Here is an 18,953-nt window from a genome sequence, read left to right as displayed (position 1 = left end):
AGAACGCAAAACGTTCTAATCTAAAAGCTAACCGGGTTAATTTACTGGCAGTTTTGCAGGCAGTACTCTCAAGCTTATAAAGCACAGACACACCGATGTGTCAAGCCTCAAAGCGATCCAGACTTAACACATAAATGATTATGATGGGAGTTTTACAAATCCGATGAGTGTTAAGGCAAGTGGTGGAAGCTCAGTTGCGCGTCCGCAACTATATCAAACCCTAGCTGTAGCGACAATTACCCAAGCCGAGCAGCAAGACCGCTTTTTGGGAAGTGGTGAACTAAATGAACTGGCAAGCTATTTTGCATCTGGTGCAAAGCGTTTAGAAATTTCTCAAACGCTGACGGATAATGCCGAGATTATTGTATCTCGCGCCGCCAACCGGATTTTTGTCGGTGGTTCGCCAATGGCTTTTTTAGAAAAGCCCAGAGAAGTAGAAATAGTACCTGTTAGTGCTACTGCTAATGTTCAGCAAGGGATGCAACTGGGAACTGTAACCTACGTTGAAAGTCGTGGCGGGTTCCTAGAAAATTTACGCTCAATATTTAACTCATCCCCCAGTGGCCCGACACCTCCAGGTTTCAGACCAATTAACATTGCTCGATATGGCCCAAGCAACATGGCCAAGAGCCTGCGGGATTTATCCTGGTTCTTGCGCTACGCTACTTATGCGATCGTTGCTGGCGACCCCAACATCATAGCGGTGAATACACGGGGTTTGCGGGAAATCATTGAAAATGCCTGTTCTGGTGAAGCAACGTTGGTAGCTTTGCAAGAAATCAAAGCTGGGGCACTTTCCTTTTTCCGCAAAGATGCTGAGGCTACCGAAATTGTGTCTCAGTACATGGATGTTTTATTAACGGAATTTAAAGCAGCCACACCTTCAAACAAACTCCGTCAACGCCCCTCTAGCGACCAACAAGGGTTAGAACTGCCGCAAATTTACTTTAATGCAGCAGAACGCCGTCCCAAGTTTGTGATGAAGACTGGGTTATCAAGTAGCGAAAAAAATGAGGTAGTCAAAGCGGCCTATCGGCAAATCTTTGAGCGCGATATTACCCGTGCTTATAGCTTGTCCATATCCGATCTAGAATCCAAGGTAAAAAATGGCGACATCTCTATGAAGGAGTTTGTTCGTCGTCTAGCTAAATCTCCCCTTTACCAAAAACAGTTTTACCAGCCTTTTATTAACAGCCGAGTCATCGAACTAGCTTTCCGCCACATTTTGGGACGGGGGCCAAGTAGCCGCGAAGAAGTACAAAAATACTTCTCAATTATTTCTAACGGTGGTCTACCAGCCTTAGTAGATGCTTTAGTAGATTCTGCTGAATACGGTGACTATTTTGGTGAAGAAACAGTACCCTATCTCCGGGGTCTGGGTCAAGAAGCACAAGAATGTCGTAACTGGGGGCCGCAGCAAGACCTGTTTAACTACAGTGCGCCTTTCCGCAAAATACCTCAGTTTATTACCACATTTGCTGCTTACGAACAGCCGCTACCAGACCAACATCCTTACGGTTCTGGTAATGACCCATTGGAAATTCAGTTTGGTGCCATTTTCCCGAAAGAGACTCGCAACCCCAGCACCAATCCGGCTCCTTTTGGCAAAGATACCAAGCGTATCCTAATTCACCAAGGTGCAGGGATTAATAATCAAAATAGTAACCCCAAAGCACGAGGTGAAACTCCTGGGACTCTCGGGCCCAAGGTGTTCAAATTAGATCAACTGCCTGGTACTAGAGGTAAAAAGGCTCCCAAAAGTTCTAGCATCAGATTCTCTGAAAGCTCGACACAAGCAGTAATTAAAGCTGCTTACCTGCAAGTTTTTGGTCGCGATCTTTACGAAGGTCAGCGCCCGAAGGTATTGGAAATTAAGCTGGAAAACGGCGACATCTCTATACGGGAATTTATCCGTGCTTTGGCTAAGTCGGATGTATTCCGCAATCTGTACTGGTCATCGCTCTATGTTTGTAAAGCGATCGAGTATATTCACCGCCGCTTGTTGGGTCGTCCGACCTATGGCCGTCAAGAAATCAACAAGTACTTTGATATTGCTTCCAAACAAGGCTTTTACGCGGTAGTTGATGCCATCATTAACAGCGTAGAATACAGCGAAGCATTTGGTGAAGATACAATTCCTTACGAACGGTATCTGACTCCTGGTGGTGTATCAGGGCGACAATTGCGCGTTGGTAGCATTCGTGAAGATATTGCGGCAAAAGTCCAGAAGGAAGTAACGCCGAGCTTTGTGACATTGGGTACAGTCACAGAAAACCGATCGGAACCAGATATTCAGTTCCGTATTAACCAAGGTGTTAGCAAGCAACGCGAACAAACCAAAATCTTCAAACTGGTAGCCAACAATAACGACAAAGTTGCAGTAAAAACTTTGATCAGCGCTGCCTATCGTCAGATTTTTGAGCGGGATATTGCACCCTACATCGCCAAAAATGAGTTTACGGCGTGGGAAAGCAAGTTGGGGAACGGCGAAATCAGTGTGAAGGAATTTATTGAAGGTTTGGGTTACTCAAACCTCTATCTGAAGGAATTCTACACACCTTACCCCAATACCAAGGTGATTGAATTGGGAACCAAGCACTTCTTGGGACGTGCGCCATTAGACCAAGCAGAAATCCGCAAGTATAACCAGATTCTGGCTACTCAAGGGATTCGTGCCTTTATTGGTGCTTTGGTAGATAGTGTGGAATACAACCAGGTATTTGGTGAAGATACGGTTCCTTACCGTCGCTTCCCGACCCTACCTGCGGCAAACTTCCCGAATACCGAGAAGCTTTACAATCAGCTTACCAAGCAAAACGATGACGTAGTTGTGCCTAGCTTTAAGCCAGTGCAAATTCGTCCAGGTTCTAGCAATACACCGCTTTTGACGCAGGCGATCGCAGATATCGCATCCCAAAGCAAGCCCGCTTTTGCTGAACTGGGTCGTTCCTACAACGATGGTAGCGGACAACCTGTGGAACTAACTGTGCGTAAACATGCACGCATTTACCGTCTAACAGAAAGTGCAAACCAAGCCGAAATACAAAAGGCAATCAATGCCATTTATTGCCAGGTATTGGATGTATTTAGTGGTGAAGTGCCTGATAATTTCCGCCGCACCGATCTAGACAGCAAACTCCAGAATGGTGAAATTTCCGTGCGGGAGTTTGTGCGTGAACTAGCTAGTTCCGAAATCTATCGTCAGCGCTTCTTATCACCTTATCCTCATGCCAAGGTCATTGAGTTCCTCTTCCGTCACCTGTTGGGGCGTACACCCGCAGTTCAGGAAGAAATTCGCCAGTACAACCAGCTGCTAACTGATAGTGGTTTGTCGGCTACTGTAAAAGCAATAGTCGAAAGCCCAGAATATAGCCGCTACTTTGGTGAAGATGTTGTGCCTTACAACCGTTTCTCAGTAGGGAATAGGGAATAGGGAATAGATTATTTACTGTCCCCTGCTTCCTACTCCCAGTCCCCAGTCCCCTTCGTAACCTTTCGTAATATCGCTCTCAGATTACGGCTAAAACAGGGAATTCTGAAAGTTAATATTACAAAGTGTTAAGAGCAGTCATAAATGCTCAACAGAATGCCGGAAAATGTTTTGCGGAAGGTAACTGAGTTTAAAAGCTTGTGTACTTATGTTGACTCAAGCAAACTCGTAATTTATCAGCCGTAGCAGTTATTAAACTGTTGTGTCTAAAAGAACGAGAAAGCAAACTCAGTAAACCAAATTTAAAGTCGCACCAGTTTAATCAAATCCTGGTTTCATTCGTATTGGAGGAATCCATTAATGAGTATTGTCACGAAAGCTATCGTGAATGCTGATGCAGAAGCCCGCTACCTCAGCCCCGGTGAGTTAGATCGGATCAAATCCTTCGTTGCAAGTGGTGAGCGCCGCGTGCGGATTGCTCAAATTTTGTCAGAAAATCGCGAACGCCTTGTTAAGCAAGCTGGCGATCAACTGTTCCAAAAGCGTCCTGATGTTGTATCTCCTGGTGGGAACGCTTACGGTCAAGAATTGACTGCTACTTGTCTGCGTGACCTAGATTACTACCTCCGCCTCGTTACCTACGGTATCGTTGCTGGTGATGTTACCCCCATCGAAGAAATTGGTGTTATCGGTGCCCGTGAACTGTACAAGTCCTTGGGAACTCCTATCGATGGTGTTGCTGAAGGTATCCGTGGACTGAAGAATGTAGCTGCTACATTGCTGTCTGGTGATGATGCTGGTGAAGCTGGTAGCTACTTCGACTACCTAGTTGGCGCTCTTCTAGGATAGGTTAAAGCTGTTTACCTACTGAAACAGAAGTATTGCAATACGGTTGGAAATAAGGAATTAACAACATGGCTCAAGACGCAATTACCGCTGTCATTAACTCCGCAGACGTTCAAGGTAAATACCTTGATTCTTCTGCTTTAGAAAAGCTAAAAGGCTACTTTGCCACTGGTGAACTGCGAGTACGTGCTGCTAGCACCATCAGCGCTAACGCTGCTGCGATCGTCAAAGAAGCTGTAGCAAAATCTTTGCTATACTCTGACATCACCCGTCCCGGCGGCAACATGTACACAACTCGCCGCTATGCTGCTTGCATCCGCGATTTGGACTACTACCTCCGCTATGCCACCTACGCTATGTTAGCTGGCGATCCTTCCATTTTGGATGAGCGCGTATTAAATGGCTTGAAGGAAACCTACAACTCTTTAGGAGTTCCCGTTGGTGCTACCGTGCAAGCTATCCAATCCATCAAGGAAGTAACCGCTAGCTTGGTTGGTTCTGATGCTGGTAAGGAAATGGGTGTTTACTTAGACTATATCTCTTCTGGCTTAAGCTAAGAGCTAGTTTGCGCTTAAGAATTTAGGTGCGGCTTTATTAAGGTCTGGAAATCAACTGTGAGTGCTAGAACGTTATATTGCTTATCTTGGTAAATTATCAGTGATGAGTGTTGGTGGTCTAGTATTGATGTTTGATTTCCAGCCTTGGAATGATTAAAAGATTTGCACTCAAGATTTTGAGATAAAAAAAGTTTTCACAAAGTTTACAGGAGATTTCCAAAATATGTCCCGTTTGTTTAAAATTACTGCTCTAGTTCCAAGCCAAACCAGAATTCGTACCCAACGCGAACTGCAAAATACTTACTTTACTAAGCTAGTTCCTTATGAGAACTGGTTCCGCGAACAGCAACGCATTCAAAAAGCAGGCGGCAAAATTATCAAAGTAGAACTGGCAACTGGTAAGCAAGGCGCTAATACTGGCTTGTCGTAATCTGTAAATAGAATATTATTTTAGGGAATTGGTAAGAGGTCGAAAAAGACCTCTTTTTTGTTTAGAATTAACACTACAAAAAATATGAATTTAGAACTATAGGATTACTATTTGATTTTTGAGCGAAATTAGGTATTGTAGAGTGTGTTAGAACGGAGTTCGTAACGCACTATTATCACGGGTTTGATGCCGTACTCTGCGGCTCACATCCTACGTATATTTTCTCCAGATCAAACCAGATTCCTATATGGCTGATAAAAATTAAAAAAGAGGTCTGGTATTAGACCTCTTTCTTTTTTGTTACTTGTATTTCTGAGAGTTAAGAGTTGAACATCTCTACAAGGCGATACCCGCGAGTATATAGCGGAACTGGAGCGCCAGAATTCTGTTTTTTCCTTGCTTGTTCAGAAGTTTCATCAAATACAATTAGTGTTTCCTTACCAACCTTCAACCAGTCTTTATAAGGCACGCTCATATCTTCTTCAACACCACCAATACTAGGCGCTACCATTGCCCGGTAAGCTTCATTGAATTTTCTCCGAAACCGGAAATCTACTGAAATTCTTAGACCTTCAGTTTTCCTTCTTACTGTTTGGTGCAATCCACGGGCATCATTAAAATACATTGTGCCGTGTTGTAGTTGTGCTTCTGTATAAGATATAACCATTGGGACATCCCGACCTTCAGCAAAGTCTGACATCACCCGCATCGCCTGTAGTTCCATTTCGCGGGGCATTTCACCTGCTTCGATGGTTATATTATCGATATCGCCAAATAGTGGCAGAACCACTACAGTCGCATCAGCAGCAACACCTGCCCAGACATCGCTATGGCATTTTGAGCTAGCAAAAGGCAAACTCAATTTTTTTGCGTCAGTCTTGCCATAAACCATACGGAGATTTACTGGTAAATCCACTGCATCAATCAGGTCATTTGCTCCTAGTTGGTAGAAAGCCTCAGCTACGCTTTTTTGAAAAAGGTTAAATGCGAGAGTGTGTTCTCGCTTGGGCATCAAAAGACCAGTACCAGTGTAGTTCGGCAATGTATTTCTTGATTTCAGTAGTCTTTCAAGCATTTCAGCTTCTGAAAGAATGATGGGACTATTCAGACATGCTGAAATATAACCCGCAGCAGCAATACGGATTTGCTGGAATAACTCAGGCTTTAACGTGTGTTCAAACAGTAGTCGGTACTGTCGCCTTGTAGCAATTTTATCAGCAAGCTCATCAAAGAGGCGATCGCCAAGCTCAGAAAATGCGATCGCGCGCTCATATTGTATGCGTTCTTCCGCTACTGATTCTGCTAACATGATTTCTTTCAACTTTATCTAAAACTATTTAAATCACTTATACATCCAAAGCCATTTCGTTTTAAAAACGAATTTGACTATTACAACTTAACAAGATTATTCGTCTTATACTTCGTAAAATATACTGTTTACTTTCTTTTATCTATCTTGATTTAAAGAGCTACTTTCAACTGATTTTTAAAGTATAGATAAAGTTAAATTTCCAACACAAATTAGTTATGTTTGAGTAGATATTAACTAACTAAGCATCTTTAAAAAATCATGAAGTCTAGCTAAATTCAGCCGATTATATTTGAAGAAATTAAAAAGTTAAGATTGTTTAGATTACTTATTACCTTGAAGTCTATGCTTTTTAGCATAAAAATAACAAGAAAATAAAAATCGGTAAAATCAACGTTATCATTAAATCAAGTAAATGTTACAACATAGACAGTAAGTATTTAATTTTTACAAATACAGATTAATGAAAGCCAACCTAAATCTAATATAAAGAAATAGTTAAAAATGTCAAATTTGAATCATACAAATTCAACTCAAAACTTATATAATCGCACAGCATCAGACTGGATTAGAGTAGAACCTAGTTCTCTCTCAGACTTTACAGCACGACCTTTTGTACTAAAACTTTGTGAGCCTGTTGCTGGGTTGCGAGTACTTGATATAGGTTGCGGAGAAGGTTATTGCAGCCGAGAGTTACGCCGACGTGGTGCTGCACAAGTATATGGAATAGACCTTTCTCAAGGCATGATTGAAGCTGCAAAGTTGCAAGAAGTAGAAGATGCTTTAGGTATTAGCTATCAAGTAGGATGTGCTACCAATCTTAAGCAGTTTGATGATGGTGAAATTGACTTAGTTGTTGCAGTATTTCTATTTAACTATTTAACAATTTCTCAGACCCAAGAATGCATGGCAGAAGTTGCACGCATTCTTCGCCCAGGCGGTCGATTTGTGTTCAGTGTTCCTCATCCATCTTTTCCATATATGCGGGAGCCAGCATATCCGTTTTATTTTCAAGTTGAGGGTGCAGGCTACTTCAGCAAGCGAGATCAGCAGTTTCCTGGTCGTATTTGGAAACGAGACGGCTCCTGGCTAAATGTCCAATTGATTCACAAAACTCTTGAGGATTACTTTAACGCCCTTAGAATTGCTGGCTTTAATACCATGCCAATTTTACAAGAATTGCGTGTAACTCCAGAACATATTGCAGTAGATGAATCTTTTTTTAGCCCCTTACTTGACCAACCACTCCATCTAGCCCTACAAATATCACGATGACAAATACATCTTCTTTAGTAAGAAATTCCTTCCGTGAAATAACCGTTAATCATCCTTTATGGAACCATGAGTTCCTCATGCGTTGTCGATCTGGAAATTTATTTTTACCAGATATACAGATACTAGCCGTTCAGATGTACAAATTCTCCAAAGAATTTAATCGCATCTTGGCTAGCATCTTATCTTGTTGCGAAGATGAAAGCAGTCAGTTAGTCATCTTAGAAAACCTATTTGATGAAATGGGACAGGGAGATATAACTCAGTCTCACCCAGAATTATTTCGTCAATTTACCCGTGCACTTGGTATGGATGACGAAACTCTGGCTGCACTACCCACTACACCTGAAACTCGTGCCCTTATTGAAACCTACTTGCAGATGCCACATAAATATGGCTACTTAGCTGCACTGGGTGCTGTCTGTTACGCTTCCGAAGGGATTGTTGGCTCACTGTACACGCAACTATACAAAGGAATTATTGGTGCTGCTCCCTTACCTAAGGAAGCCCTAATCTTTTTTGAAGTCCATATTGATGTAGATGATAGTCATGCAGCAAAACTAGCAGCAGTGATTGAACCTCAAATTACCATGAATGAAGAGGATATCAAGATAAAACTGGCTATTGCAGAAGCTATGGATGCCCGTGTTCAATTTTTTAACGGAATTCAGCGCCAAATCTCTAAATACAACTTGTATCCTGATTCATGGGTGCATTTTGATTCATTGCTGTAGTGTGTAGTGGTCTGTCAAGTTTAAATTGATGGGTAAACAAGTTAGTAGTAAGCACTTTAGTGCTTACTACTAACTCTCAAAACTAGCTGGATGAAGAGTGCTGAGTTCCAAGTGCCTCGGCTAAGACTTGAAAGATCCCCATGCGCGGATATCAACCTTCTCTCTATAAGAAGATTCCGCGCTACTTGCGGGCGGGGCTTTTACCGTAGTGCGGAAGTACTGAGTACTTCTTAAATTTACTCAGCACTCTGCACTGAGTAGACAAAAGTAATAAGTGAAAATACGGTTGTAATAACGAGGATTTGTAGCATTAGAATACAAACAGTTTTACTTATTTTTGAGGATTTTAAATCTGTAAGAAAACATTTTCAAAGTTTAGCTACAGAAAACTTTGTTATTTAAATAACCTTTTTAAGAAATTAATTGTCAAGTCTTGGGCAAATTTACAAAACAAAATTAGGTGCAGCAATGAGGAGGCTTCCATGTACGGATTAGTGAACAAGGCAATTCAAGACATGGTGTGCAATCGCTTTGGCGAAGAGACTTGGAAACAAATTAAGCACAAAGCAGAGGTGGACGTAGATGTTTTCCTCAGTATGGAAGGCTATCCCGATGACATCACCCACAAGCTGGTAAAAGCTGCTAGTGTCGTTCTAAGTTTATCTCCAAAACAAATTATGCAAGCCTTTGGAGAATTCTGGGTTCAGTACACAGCCCAAGAAGGCTATGGCGAAATGATGGATATGAGTGGTGATACATTGCCTGAGTTTTTAGAAAACCTCGACAATCTTCATGCTCGTGTGGGGGTTAGCTTTCCTAAACTCCAGCCACCATCATTTGAGTGTACTGATATGGAGGAAAATTCTCTGAGCTTACACTATCGCTCTGATAGAGAGGGGTTGACTCCAATGGTTATTGGTCTAATCAAAGGTTTGGGAACAAGGTTTGATACAGAAGTTCATATTACCCAAACCCAGAATCGGGATGAAGGTGGTGAACATGATGAATTTTTAGTGATTTATAAACCAAATTGAGTGTAGCAGCATGGCTCCTCCTCACCTTACGTTTTCACCAGAGTCATTGGCGAAAGCTTTTCCCTTCCACTTTGCATTTAGTCGTAATCGTGAAATTGTACAAACTGGTGATGTTTTGGGGCGGATTTGTCCTGAGCCATTAATTGGTAAATTGATTGAGCAGCACTTTCAGATCAATCGTCCAAAAATTATGGTCGATTTTGATGCTATTAGTAAACAGTCTCGTGCCTTATTTATTGTAGAGTTTCTTCAGAATGGAATGCAACTCAAAGGTCAGATGATCTATCAACCAGAGGAGGAAGTAATATTTTTTTTAGGTTCTCCTTGGATTACAGATATAACTAGCCTGGCTCCTTTGGGTATCAAACTCAAAGACTTTGCGATTCACGACCCAATTGTTGATTTCCTATTTTTACTGCAAGCTCAGAACACTGCTTTGGCTGATGCTAAGAAATTAACAAGCGAACTGAAACAGCAAAGGGCACAACTGCGGAGTGCCTTGCAAATCAAGGAGAACCTGGCGGAAATTGCTGAGGCTCAGGCTAAAAGATTGGAAAAATCTCTCCGCGAGCTACAGCAGACTCAAGCCCAATTAGTTCAGGCTGAGAAAATGTCCAGCCTGGGACAGTTGGTTGCAGGAGTCGCTCATGAAATTAATAACCCTGTTAACTTTATTTACGGTAATGTAAAATACACAAAAGATTATACACAGTGTTTGCTGAAGCTTGTACACCTTTACCAGCAATTTTATGCCAATCCTGTGCCAGAAATTAAAGAATACATTGAGGAAATTGAGTTAGATTTTTTACTAGATGATTTACCTCAAATCCTAGATTCGATGCAAGTAGGAGCCGAAAGAATCTCTGAAATTGTCTTATCCCTGCGGAACTTCTCTCGTCTTGATGAAGCAGGAATGAAAAAGGTTGATATTCACCACGGGCTAGATAGTACTTTGCTGATTTTACAAAATCGGTTTAAGAATAGTGTGGATCATCCTGGGATCAAAGTAGTTAAAAATTATGGAAATTTGCCTTTGGTAGATTGCTACGCTGGGCAACTCAATCAAGTATTTATGAATATTATCAGTAATGCCATTGATGCACTAGACAGTTATAACGACAAACGTGCGATCGCAGAAATTCACGATAGTCCTAATAAAATTACAATTACTACAGAAGTTATCGGAACGAAGTGTGTTATCCGAATTGCTGATAATGGTTCAGGAATGACAGAAGCAGTTAAAGAACGACTGTTTGATCCATTTTTCACAACGAAGCCCGTAGGTAAGGGCACAGGATTAGGTTTATCAATTAGCTATCAGATTGTAGTGGAAAAACATGGCGGAACACTGAGATGTGTATCAGAACCTGGGCAAGGAACTGAGTTCTGGATTGAAATTCCCCTATCTATGGACACACAAGCAGTTAATTGCGTCAAATCGTTGAGTTCTGTTTTATAAATTATTAGCATTTGGAAATGCTTGCAGTGAGGAGAGGGACTCACTACTTTCTTGTTTTAACTCTCTGAGTTATTCTTTAAACTACTGTCTGTATTGTATAAAATAGCGATTCTCTTCTCTATGTAATAATGCTTTCTGTATGAGATGCTACGCATAGCTTTCTTACTATAGAAGTACGGTGGCATAGTCAACGCAATTTGTCAGAAATCTTGTTCGGGCGGTGTATTAAAGTTAACAACTCTAAAATTTATGGTTGTAAAGCCTACTTATAAGTTATAAGTTATGATTTATGAGTTTTATTTCTAACTCCTAATTCCTAACTTTTACCTGTACGATCGTGAATCTACGCCATCTGATTCCAATTTTTGATAGTTCAGTCTCCAACTGGGCACTAGAAGCGCGATTGTTGCGCTGGTTAACGTTGATTTGGCTATTTGTCGGCTTGATAATGCTATTTTCAGCATCCTATCCTGTCGCTGATGCCCGTCAGAATGATGGATTGTACTATTTTAAGCGTCAACTGCTTTGGGTTTTAGTTTCCTTAATCGGATTCAATATTATTGTTAATTTACCTTTGCAGAAAATTTTGGGAGTATCCCATTGGTTTTTGTTGCTGTTTTTAGGATTAATTTTCGTCACACTCATCCCAGGATTGGGAAAAAAAGCTTTTGACGCAGCGCGTTGGATTGCGATCGGGCCAATTCCGATTCAACCCTCAGAATTAATTAAACCCTTTTTGGTGCTGCAAAGTGCGCGGCTTTTTGGTCAGTGGGAAAGAATTAGTTGGCGGGTTCGCTTGGCTTGGTTGGGTATTTTCGGTCTGGTACTTTTAGGGATTCTTGCCCAGCCTAACTTAAGTACAACAGCACTTTGCGGTATGACTATTTGGCTAATTGCTCTAGCGGCTGGCTTACCTTACAAGTACCTCGGAAGTACAGCAATTGGCGGAGTGATGTTAGCAGTACTCAGTATTAGCATAAAAGAGTATCAACGTAAGCGGGTGATGTCATTCCTCAATCCGTGGGCAGATGCCACAGGAGATGGTTATCAGTTGGTACAAAGTTTACTAGCCGTGGGTTCTGGCAGAACTTGGGGAGCCGGATTTGGGCTTTCTCAACAAAAACTGTTTTATTTACCCATTCAGGATACCGATTTTATTTTTGCCGTGTTTGCCGAGGAGTTTGGCTTTGTTGGCAGTATAGTGTTGTTGGCACTTTTAGCTACATTTGCTACTCTCGGATTAATTGTGGCACTGAAAGCTAAAAATATAGTGCATCGATTGGTGGCGATCGGCGTGACTATTGTAATGGTAGGACAATCATTGCTCCATATTGGTGTGGCTACAGGTTCTCTACCAACTACTGGCTTACCTTTGCCCATGTTTAGTTATGGTGGTAATTCTATGATTGCTAGCTTAATAGCTGCTGGGTTGCTGATTCGGGTAGCACGCGAGAGCAGTGAGGCTGAGGTAGTACTGTTGCGAAAACCCCTCCTTGAAAATGGGCCCACACGTAGAGGTTTTAATAAAACCAGGAATTGAGCTAACAAAAGCTTTTTACTGGAATTAAATAGATTATGAAAGACATAACAATATCGAGTCCGGGTAATTAGTATACGATTCCTACAATCGTTGCATTTGCACCCCATCACTAAAATCGGACTTCGCTTTCAAAATAGGTCAACAGGTAATGTTAGCAGAACTAGAGATATCAAATAGACTGTCCCTTGAGATCAATAAGAGTTTTAGTTGCTTTGTTGGGATGGGCAATGAGACACTGGGGATCTTTACGTAAAATTGCTACAGTTGTGATTTTGGGAATAGCTTGTATTATGGCGTTCATGACACCAATGCTATAACCTATATTAAAAATCTACCGCATCCCCCATCAACAATTGAATACCACTGGGAACCTGGATAGCACCTATTTTAATGGTGACATCTCAACTGGGGTCTTTGTAAATATCAGTGGCGTAGGTGCAGCCCGTCGTAGACATCGCCTGATGAAATTCGCCGTGTTTTGCTTGTGCTATTCAGCTTATGGCAAAGGTAACTTTATCCAACCAAGAATTGCTAGTTGACGCTTGGTTGCTGTTAGTAGAATTAGCAAAAATGCTAATACCAATACTGATAGAACCGTATTTAATCAAACTACGGTGAATAAGGCAATGAATTATTGGTGATGAGGGCGATAGCGGATTCATAAAACAGTATGATGTTTCTCCTATCTGCCGTTATAGCTGAATCTAAATGTACATTCTAGAATCAACTTTTGATTCACTAACGAATAGGGCTGAATTTCTAAAGCGCGTTGAAAAGCTCGGATAGCTTCACCATACTCTCCTAGTGCGGCGTAACACAAGCCCATACCGTGAAGCGCCCCAAAATGTATCGGATTGATCTGCACAACCATCTGACAATCTGCCAGAGATTTCTGATAATCACCAATACTGTAATAGAGAAAAGCCCGACGATTCCAGGCTTCGGCGAAATCTGGCTGTTCTTTTATTAATGCTGTAAGTGCTGTTTCTGCTTCAGCAATTTCACCTGCATCCAGTAACTTTTGACTACGATCAATTATTTCCAGCCCATAGATTCCCTTTTGCTGAAACCAGATCCGCCAGATTTTTCTGGTTGCCTTGTCGCGGACTGTAGCATCCGGGTTTTTTAATTCTTCAAGTAAGGAATTGATAGATAAAGAATCCATGAATTTGAGATCAGTGAATATACCTTTGTATTAACTTTCTCACAAAATATATCGATTCAATCATTTTTAAAGTCATCTTTAAATTTACGGTGATTAATTGCTATTTATGAATTTTCTGTGTTGTTGATTCTATTCAGCAATACGACTAATACCACACTCGAGATTTAAAGATATAAAAATAAAAATTGACTAGAGGTGCTTGAGAGATCCCTAGTGACTAATAGCTGGTAAAAAACATCCCTAAATAATCATGACTATGCCGATTTGGATTTAACCAGCGCCATAGCATTACAAAAGTACAGTTTCATCGCGCTTTATTTAAACAAACTGGAGGGTATTTTGAGAACATCGGATTGGGAGGTATTTTTGCCGCCAATTGTCACTTAATTTTAACAAAGCTCTGGGTGTTGATGATAAATGCAACACTTCGGGCGTGTTTCGCTGAGATATCTGCCTTTGTCTGCTTATTCGCTTCATCGGAAGGTATCAAGTGTTTTTGTTACGTACATCCTTATATGTATCTATAGGATTACTATTTGATTGTTGAACGAAATTAGGTATTGTAGAGTCGGAGTTTGTAACGCACTACTATCACGCATTTGATGCGTTACGCTGTCGCTAACACATCCTACGGATATTTTCTCCAAATCAAACCGGATTCCTATGAAGAAGAATTCAGAAGTCAGAATGGGCTAAACGCCCCGCTACCGCTAACAGGAGTCAGAATAAATCAGTGTGGATTTTAAACCCGTTTATTCATCCGCTACTCGTACAGAATTCATTCTGGATTCTGACTCCTGACTCCTGAATTATGTTCGATAAATCATGCCAAATTATTTGTCATTTTTTTGATATTGAAATTGTAATTTCTACAGAGAATTCTGTTACTCAAGCTGAACACACTCTAATGAAGGGAGATTGTGCTAGTTTAGCTGAACAAGTAAGATTGTATTTAGAGAAAATAATTAAACCAAAATTGGTAATTTTGATTGAGGAAATCATTGGCCAGCCTGTCCTCAAACTCATGATTAATAACAATTTAGCAACAGAACGGACTGGAATTATTGTGGTTTTCAACCAATTACCTGATATTCCTCATTCCGAATCTATTTCCAAGAGAAATTTAAAGAATTTAGCTGACTGATGTGGCGACTGATTACTACTTCTAATTGATTAAAATCATAGGGTTTACGAATCCAATCATCAAATCCTGTGAGCATAGTGGATTCATCATCTTGAGCTACTGTTAGAGGTGTTACCGCAATGATTGGAATAGTGGCAGTTTTTGCATCGTGTTTGAGATCATCAATGACTCGGTTCGCACTCCAATTCGATAGCATTGTATCTAGAAGAATTACATCTGGTTGATGAGTTTGCGCTAATATCACAGCCCTCACTCCTTGTTTAGTACAAATGCATGAGAAATTTAATATTCCTAAATGAGAATTAAGTAGCTCTAAATCATGTAGACTCTGTTCTACAACCAAAATTAAAGGCTGTCCATTCATTAGCATTTATTCCTGTCCAACAAAGGCTAGGCATAAAGACTCCGCCCATCAGGAAAACCAAGATGTCTTTTTTTCTGGTAAATGCTTAAGTAATTGTACGAGGGTGTATTCAGACGACTAATAAGGACATAAAATGAATAAGCTGGTATATAATGCATGGGCGCTGAATTTTCGCAAAGAATACAACATCTTAGTATCAAGCAAATATTAGCATAAATGATGTATGTACTTACAAGTATTGACTAAATGATTTGTATCTTTGCATAGCGCATCTCAAAGCCGATATCTTTAATTACCTTCTGCCTTCTCTTGTAACTGACGTGCATAAGCGATCGCTTCTGTTGGTGTTGAAACTTTACCCTCAGCTTGTGCTACGGCTATTTCTGTCAAAAGTTGACCGATGATTGGTGAAGCTGGAATATCTAATGCTATAATCAACTCCTTCCCGCTCACTAGTTGAGGGGGATGAGCGACCAGATCATCAGGGTTCAGGTAGCGCTCGATCAAAGGTATCCAGAGAGGGTAGCCCCTTGCTTTGGTTTCCAAACTTGTAGCGACTGCTATATGTAGTGGCTTGTCATCAGACATCGCCTCTACTAAATTATCAAATGCCACCGCTAGCAGTGCCGCAGTGGGAAATACAATATCTGCGTCACGGAATAAAAAGTATTGTTCTCGCAAGGACATATTGACTACTTGAAACTGCGGTAACAATTTCAGAGCAGTGGTTACACCCCGGATTTCGGCACGGCTATAAGTTAGTTGCTGTAACTCTATTTCTGCTAATTCTGGATTGGGATTGACGAGACAAGCAAGCTTGGCAATACCTAACCAAGTAGTTTTGATACTATCGCGGACATATTCTTGCAGTTTTTCCCCTAATTGTTGCCAGTTTTGAGTGAGTAAGGCGGCTGCATTGTCAACTGCTGCTAGCTTGTTCAAGCTTTCACGAGTAGCATTTTTGAAGAAAGGGGCAAGTAACCCATCTTCCCAAGCACTTGTAATCCAAGGAGTACCCTGAGAATTTGCCAGTAGATAGCCAATTTCTACCCGAACTCGTTCGCCTGCAACTTTGCTCAGATGTGATGCTAAAGAACAAATTGCGGTTCGGGTAGCTGGCTCAATAGTAAAGCCTAGTTGGGCAGCTTGGCGATAACCTCGCATTAACCGCAAAGGGTCATCTTCTAAGTTTGCGGGTGATATCATTCGCAAAATGCCCTGTTGTAAGTCTACATAACCTTGTAGAGGATCGATAATTTCTTGTGTATGGGGATTATAAGCGATCGCATTTACAGTAAAATCTCGTCTGTGCAAATCAACCTCTACACTATCTCCTTCCTGTTGGGCAAAGTCAGCCGTAGCATGGGGAAAAACCACACGAGCAATTTGTCGTTCTGCATCGAGTAAGACAAAACCAGCTTTATAATGACGAGCGATCGCTCTTGCTACTTTTACCGCCTTAGATGGTATAACAAAATCTAGATCCAGATATTCACGAGTTCTGCCAAGGAGCGCATCCCGTACAGCGCCACCTACCATGTAAGCGGGTTGTGGCAAGAATTCCAAACTAAAAGGCCAATTTTCGGGAGCTAGGGTAGAGGGAATTGATTTATGCATTGTAATAAAAATCAACCCAGCAACTCATGAATAACGGTTGGGCTTAAGCTAGATTAACAATAAAGGCCCCTGGAGTTGGTTCTATTATGTGTATTTGTGTGAACTGCCACTATGTAGACAGCTGTGTTACCTATCATGCCGTAGAAGGGCAGCACCAACAGCCTCACTTGACTGAAACACCAAATTTTGATCCGAATGAACCTTCTATCAATGTCAACATTCGGACTAAAGATGATGTGATTGAGATGGAATGGGATGTTGTTGGTTGTCTCAGTTTTAAACGGGAAACGGGTAAGTGGTCGAAATTGCGTCCTGGTGAGTTAGTGCCGACTTGAAAATTAAACAGTAGTATGTTAGTTTTGCACCCATTAATAACAGAACCTTGACAATTCAATCCCAAGTTTCCTAGTGAAAGCAAAAGTATTTATTTTGATTTTGCACACGTAAGTTTTGCGAGGGTGTATGGCGATCGCTAAAACCCTCATTCTTTCGTTGACTATTTCGGAAGGCTGCTGTGTAAAGGTTTGAGGGGGTCTAGTGTTACTTTTTTCTCAATAATTCAGGCTTATTGATAAATAAATTAGACACCTCCGGAAATGACCTTTCAAAACCAGTCACAGTAAAGGTTATAGAAGGCAGGGTTTTTAAATCACTTACCCCTCACGGGGATGGAAACTTGTGCTGCTAGTTCTGAAGTTAAAGAAGCGATTGGTTTTTAAATCACTTACCCCTCACGGGGATGGAAACAATGCAACACCAGCAGCAAATCTAAGACCTTTAGAGTTTTTAAATCACTTACCCCTCACGGGGATGGAAACAAGTAAAAGATTGATCAATACTTCCGCCATTACTAACTTGTTTTTAAATCACTTACCCCTCACGGGGATGGAAACTTCCTGTATCTTCAATAATTCCAAGAACAGAAGATAAAAAGTTTTTAAATCACTTACCCCTCACGGGGATGGAAACTTTTCATCATTAAGATCCTGATCACTTTGATCGAAGTTTTTAAATCACTTACCCCTCACGGGGATGGAAACTGAATATTTGTATGTAGTAAAAGCATCTACAGGTAGTTTTTAAATCACTTACCCCTCACGGGGATGGAAACTTTCCTGATGGAAAAGCATCGTAATGAAGCCAAGTAGTTTTTAAATCACTTACCCCTCACGGGGATGGAAACTTCAGTATGATATGGTTGAATAGATAAATCCAGCCAACTCTAAAAAATCAATATTTTAATTAACTTTGACCAAAGAAGTAAAACACCTCACAAGAAAATACGCTTTATCATTGCACACCACCACTCCCGAATTAGGACTAGCAATTAGTAATTTTGCTGGTGATAATCGCTCTCAAGTTTGGAATTTGGGGCGTGATTTATCTAGCCTAATCCATCAATATTTAATTGACTTTATCAAACCACAAACTTGGGCAGATTTGTCATTTATCGCAGTTGCAAAAGGGCCCGGCGGTTTTACAGGAACTAGGATTGGTGTTGTCACTGCTCGGACTTTAGGGCAACAATTAGATATCCCCATATTTGCGATTTCAACTTTGGCTGCGGTAGCTTGGGCAGAAGTAAGTAAAAGTCAAAATCCAAAAACTATTGCTGTAGAAATGCCAGCGCAACGAGGTCAAATTTTTGCTGCTATTTATCAGTTTGAACCAGAGACTTCTAAACTAAAAGTGTGCTTGCCAGATAGCGTATTCACACCCGAAGCATGGCAGGAAACTTTAGCGAATTGGAACACTAATTATCAGTTGGTTCAAGCTCAATCTGGGTTAGCAATGACGGTGACTAGCATTTTGGAACTAGCTAATATCGATTGGCAAGAAGGCAAATTTCCTAATTGGTCTGAGGCTTTGCCATATTATGGGCAGCATCCAGTACAGGATGCATAATGCTTCTAAACTATTTATTTAATGATTAATTGACTTAACTAAACTGCAAAAAGTGCGCCGCCGATTGCCAGATTCCAAAGACGAGCCATAATGAACAAAGCTGAAACCCGCGCCGAACTTATTCATTAACAACCACCGAAGAATTTG

General features: G+C 41.0%; 17 protein-coding genes and 1 CRISPR repeat array. Of the genes, 13 read left to right on the top strand and 4 right to left on the bottom strand.

Annotation, left to right across the window (positions count from 1 at the left end; genetic code table 11):
• The first annotated feature begins 163 nt into the window (after positions 1–163).
• From RMZ41_RS16285 to RMZ41_RS16270, 4 genes are all read left to right on the top strand, one after another.
• Positions 164–3,433 carry a phycobilisome rod-core linker polypeptide gene (locus RMZ41_RS16285; RefSeq protein ID WP_322640893.1) on the top strand — a complete coding sequence of 1,090 codons (3,270 nt, stop codon included), beginning with the start codon at positions 164–166 and terminating at the stop codon, positions 3,431–3,433.
• A 357-nt stretch (positions 3,434–3,790) separates the two neighbouring features.
• Positions 3,791–4,279 (top strand): allophycocyanin subunit alpha, encoded by a 489-nt coding sequence (gene apcA / locus RMZ41_RS16280; protein WP_322640892.1) that lies wholly within the window; start codon positions 3,791–3,793, stop codon positions 4,277–4,279.
• 65 nt (positions 4,280–4,344) lie between these two features.
• The gene (gene apcB / locus RMZ41_RS16275) at positions 4,345–4,833 is read left to right on the top strand and encodes an allophycocyanin subunit beta (RefSeq protein WP_322640891.1); all 489 of its coding nucleotides are present in this window, start codon (positions 4,345–4,347) and stop codon (positions 4,831–4,833) included.
• 223 nt (positions 4,834–5,056) lie between these two features.
• On the top strand, positions 5,057–5,263 hold the full coding sequence (locus RMZ41_RS16270) for a phycobilisome linker polypeptide (RefSeq protein WP_012411143.1): 207 nt from the start codon (positions 5,057–5,059) through the stop codon (positions 5,261–5,263).
• A 319-nt stretch (positions 5,264–5,582) separates the two neighbouring features.
• Here the strand turns inward: RMZ41_RS16270 and RMZ41_RS16265 are convergent, their stop codons facing one another.
• Positions 5,583–6,572 (bottom strand): hypothetical protein, encoded by a 990-nt coding sequence (locus tag RMZ41_RS16265; protein ID WP_322640890.1) that lies wholly within the window; start codon positions 6,570–6,572, stop codon positions 5,583–5,585.
• Positions 6,573–7,076: 504 nt separating this feature from the next.
• Between RMZ41_RS16265 and RMZ41_RS16260 the strand changes: the two genes are divergently transcribed.
• The 6 genes from RMZ41_RS16260 to RMZ41_RS16235 all read left to right on the top strand — a co-directional run bounded on the left by RMZ41_RS16260 (position 7,077) and on the right by RMZ41_RS16235 (position 13,150).
• Positions 7,077–7,847 (top strand): class I SAM-dependent methyltransferase, encoded by a 771-nt coding sequence (locus RMZ41_RS16260; protein WP_322640889.1) that lies wholly within the window; start codon positions 7,077–7,079, stop codon positions 7,845–7,847.
• Entirely contained in the window at positions 7,844–8,578 is a 735-nt protein-coding gene (locus RMZ41_RS16255; RefSeq protein ID WP_322640888.1) for an iron-containing redox enzyme family protein, read from the top strand. Before RMZ41_RS16260 ends, RMZ41_RS16255 begins: the two co-directional genes overlap by 4 nt.
• 482 nt (positions 8,579–9,060) lie before the next feature.
• Positions 9,061–9,612: a heme NO-binding domain-containing protein gene (locus RMZ41_RS16250; RefSeq protein WP_322640887.1), complete on the top strand. Its 552-nt coding sequence runs from the start codon at positions 9,061–9,063 to the stop codon at positions 9,610–9,612.
• A 10-nt stretch (positions 9,613–9,622) separates the two neighbouring features.
• On the top strand, positions 9,623–11,071 hold the full coding sequence (locus RMZ41_RS16245) for a sensor histidine kinase (RefSeq protein ID WP_322640886.1): 1,449 nt from the start codon (positions 9,623–9,625) through the stop codon (positions 11,069–11,071).
• A 337-nt stretch (positions 11,072–11,408) separates the two neighbouring features.
• Positions 11,409–12,611 carry an FtsW/RodA/SpoVE family cell cycle protein gene (locus tag RMZ41_RS16240; RefSeq protein WP_322640885.1) on the top strand — a complete coding sequence of 401 codons (1,203 nt, stop codon included), beginning with the start codon at positions 11,409–11,411 and terminating at the stop codon, positions 12,609–12,611.
• 353 nt (positions 12,612–12,964) lie between these two features.
• Positions 12,965–13,150, top strand: a complete 186-nt coding sequence (locus tag RMZ41_RS16235) for a hypothetical protein (RefSeq protein WP_322640884.1) — start codon at positions 12,965–12,967, stop codon at positions 13,148–13,150.
• 143 nt (positions 13,151–13,293) lie between these two features.
• Here the strand turns inward: RMZ41_RS16235 and RMZ41_RS16230 are convergent, their stop codons facing one another.
• Complete coding sequence (locus RMZ41_RS16230; protein ID WP_094329740.1) at positions 13,294–13,776, bottom strand: tetratricopeptide repeat protein; 483 nt, start codon at positions 13,774–13,776, stop codon at positions 13,294–13,296.
• An 811-nt stretch (positions 13,777–14,587) separates the two neighbouring features.
• Here RMZ41_RS16230 and RMZ41_RS16225 point away from each other — a divergent pair.
• Positions 14,588–14,920 (top strand): Na-translocating system protein MpsC family protein, encoded by a 333-nt coding sequence (locus RMZ41_RS16225; protein WP_322640883.1) that lies wholly within the window; start codon positions 14,588–14,590, stop codon positions 14,918–14,920.
• Here the strand turns inward: RMZ41_RS16225 and RMZ41_RS16220 are convergent.
• Positions 14,883–15,284: a PleD family two-component system response regulator gene (locus tag RMZ41_RS16220; protein ID WP_322640882.1), complete on the bottom strand. Its 402-nt coding sequence runs from the start codon at positions 15,282–15,284 to the stop codon at positions 14,883–14,885. The two genes, RMZ41_RS16225 and RMZ41_RS16220, sit on opposite strands and share 38 nt — an antisense overlap.
• Positions 15,285–15,572: 288 nt before the next feature.
• Positions 15,573–16,901, bottom strand: coding sequence for a CCA tRNA nucleotidyltransferase (locus RMZ41_RS16215; protein ID WP_322640881.1), 1,329 nt, complete (start codon positions 16,899–16,901; stop codon positions 15,573–15,575).
• 86 nt (positions 16,902–16,987) lie between these two features.
• On the opposite strand from RMZ41_RS16215, the gene RMZ41_RS16210 reads away from it, so the two are divergent.
• Both RMZ41_RS16210 and tsaB read left to right on the top strand, forming a co-directional pair.
• Positions 16,988–17,236, top strand: a complete 249-nt coding sequence (locus tag RMZ41_RS16210; protein ID WP_118167283.1) for a Ycf34 family protein — start codon at positions 16,988–16,990, stop codon at positions 17,234–17,236.
• Positions 17,237–17,541: 305 nt separating this feature from the next.
• Positions 17,542–18,084: direct repeats of the CRISPR family, unit length 36 nt; unit sequence GTTTTTAAATCACTTACCCCTCACGGGGATGGAAAC.
• Positions 18,085–18,149: 65 nt separating this feature from the next.
• Positions 18,150–18,806, top strand: coding sequence for a tRNA (adenosine(37)-N6)-threonylcarbamoyltransferase complex dimerization subunit type 1 TsaB (gene tsaB / locus RMZ41_RS16205; protein WP_322640880.1), 657 nt, complete (start codon positions 18,150–18,152; stop codon positions 18,804–18,806).
• The last annotated feature ends 147 nt before the right edge of the window (positions 18,807–18,953 follow it).

This window comes from Nostoc sp. DedVER02 (genome assembly GCF_034530675.2).
In the GTDB taxonomy this organism is placed as follows: domain Bacteria; phylum Cyanobacteriota; class Cyanobacteriia; order Cyanobacteriales; family Nostocaceae; genus Nostoc.
The sequence above is the reverse complement of the archived record's forward strand: the minus strand, read 5'-3'. Positions and strand labels throughout refer to the sequence as shown.

Excerpts from the sequence above, each read along its gene's own strand:
- RMZ41_RS16260 (WP_322640889.1), top strand. The coding sequence starts at position 7,077 with ATGTCAAATTTGAATCATACAAATTCAACTCAAAACTTATATAATCGC.
- RMZ41_RS16210 (WP_118167283.1), top strand. The coding sequence starts at position 16,988 with ATGTGTATTTGTGTGAACTGCCACTATGTAGACAGCTGTGTTACCTAT.
- RMZ41_RS16230 (WP_094329740.1), bottom strand. The coding sequence starts at position 13,776 with ATGGATTCTTTATCTATCAATTCCTTACTTGAAGAATTAAAAAACCCG.
- RMZ41_RS16220 (WP_322640882.1), bottom strand. The coding sequence starts at position 15,284 with ATGAATGGACAGCCTTTAATTTTGGTTGTAGAACAGAGTCTACATGAT.
- RMZ41_RS16255 (WP_322640888.1), top strand. The coding sequence starts at position 7,844 with ATGACAAATACATCTTCTTTAGTAAGAAATTCCTTCCGTGAAATAACC.
- RMZ41_RS16215 (WP_322640881.1), bottom strand. The coding sequence starts at position 16,901 with ATGCATAAATCAATTCCCTCTACCCTAGCTCCCGAAAATTGGCCTTTT.
- RMZ41_RS16265 (WP_322640890.1), bottom strand. The coding sequence starts at position 6,572 with ATGTTAGCAGAATCAGTAGCGGAAGAACGCATACAATATGAGCGCGCG.
- RMZ41_RS16285 (WP_322640893.1), top strand. The coding sequence starts at position 164 with ATGAGTGTTAAGGCAAGTGGTGGAAGCTCAGTTGCGCGTCCGCAACTA.
- RMZ41_RS16225 (WP_322640883.1), top strand. The coding sequence starts at position 14,588 with ATGTTCGATAAATCATGCCAAATTATTTGTCATTTTTTTGATATTGAA.
- RMZ41_RS16250 (WP_322640887.1), top strand. The coding sequence starts at position 9,061 with ATGTACGGATTAGTGAACAAGGCAATTCAAGACATGGTGTGCAATCGC.
- apcA (WP_322640892.1), top strand. The coding sequence starts at position 3,791 with ATGAGTATTGTCACGAAAGCTATCGTGAATGCTGATGCAGAAGCCCGC.
- apcB (WP_322640891.1), top strand. The coding sequence starts at position 4,345 with ATGGCTCAAGACGCAATTACCGCTGTCATTAACTCCGCAGACGTTCAA.
- RMZ41_RS16270 (WP_012411143.1), top strand. The coding sequence starts at position 5,057 with ATGTCCCGTTTGTTTAAAATTACTGCTCTAGTTCCAAGCCAAACCAGA.
- RMZ41_RS16245 (WP_322640886.1), top strand. The coding sequence starts at position 9,623 with ATGGCTCCTCCTCACCTTACGTTTTCACCAGAGTCATTGGCGAAAGCT.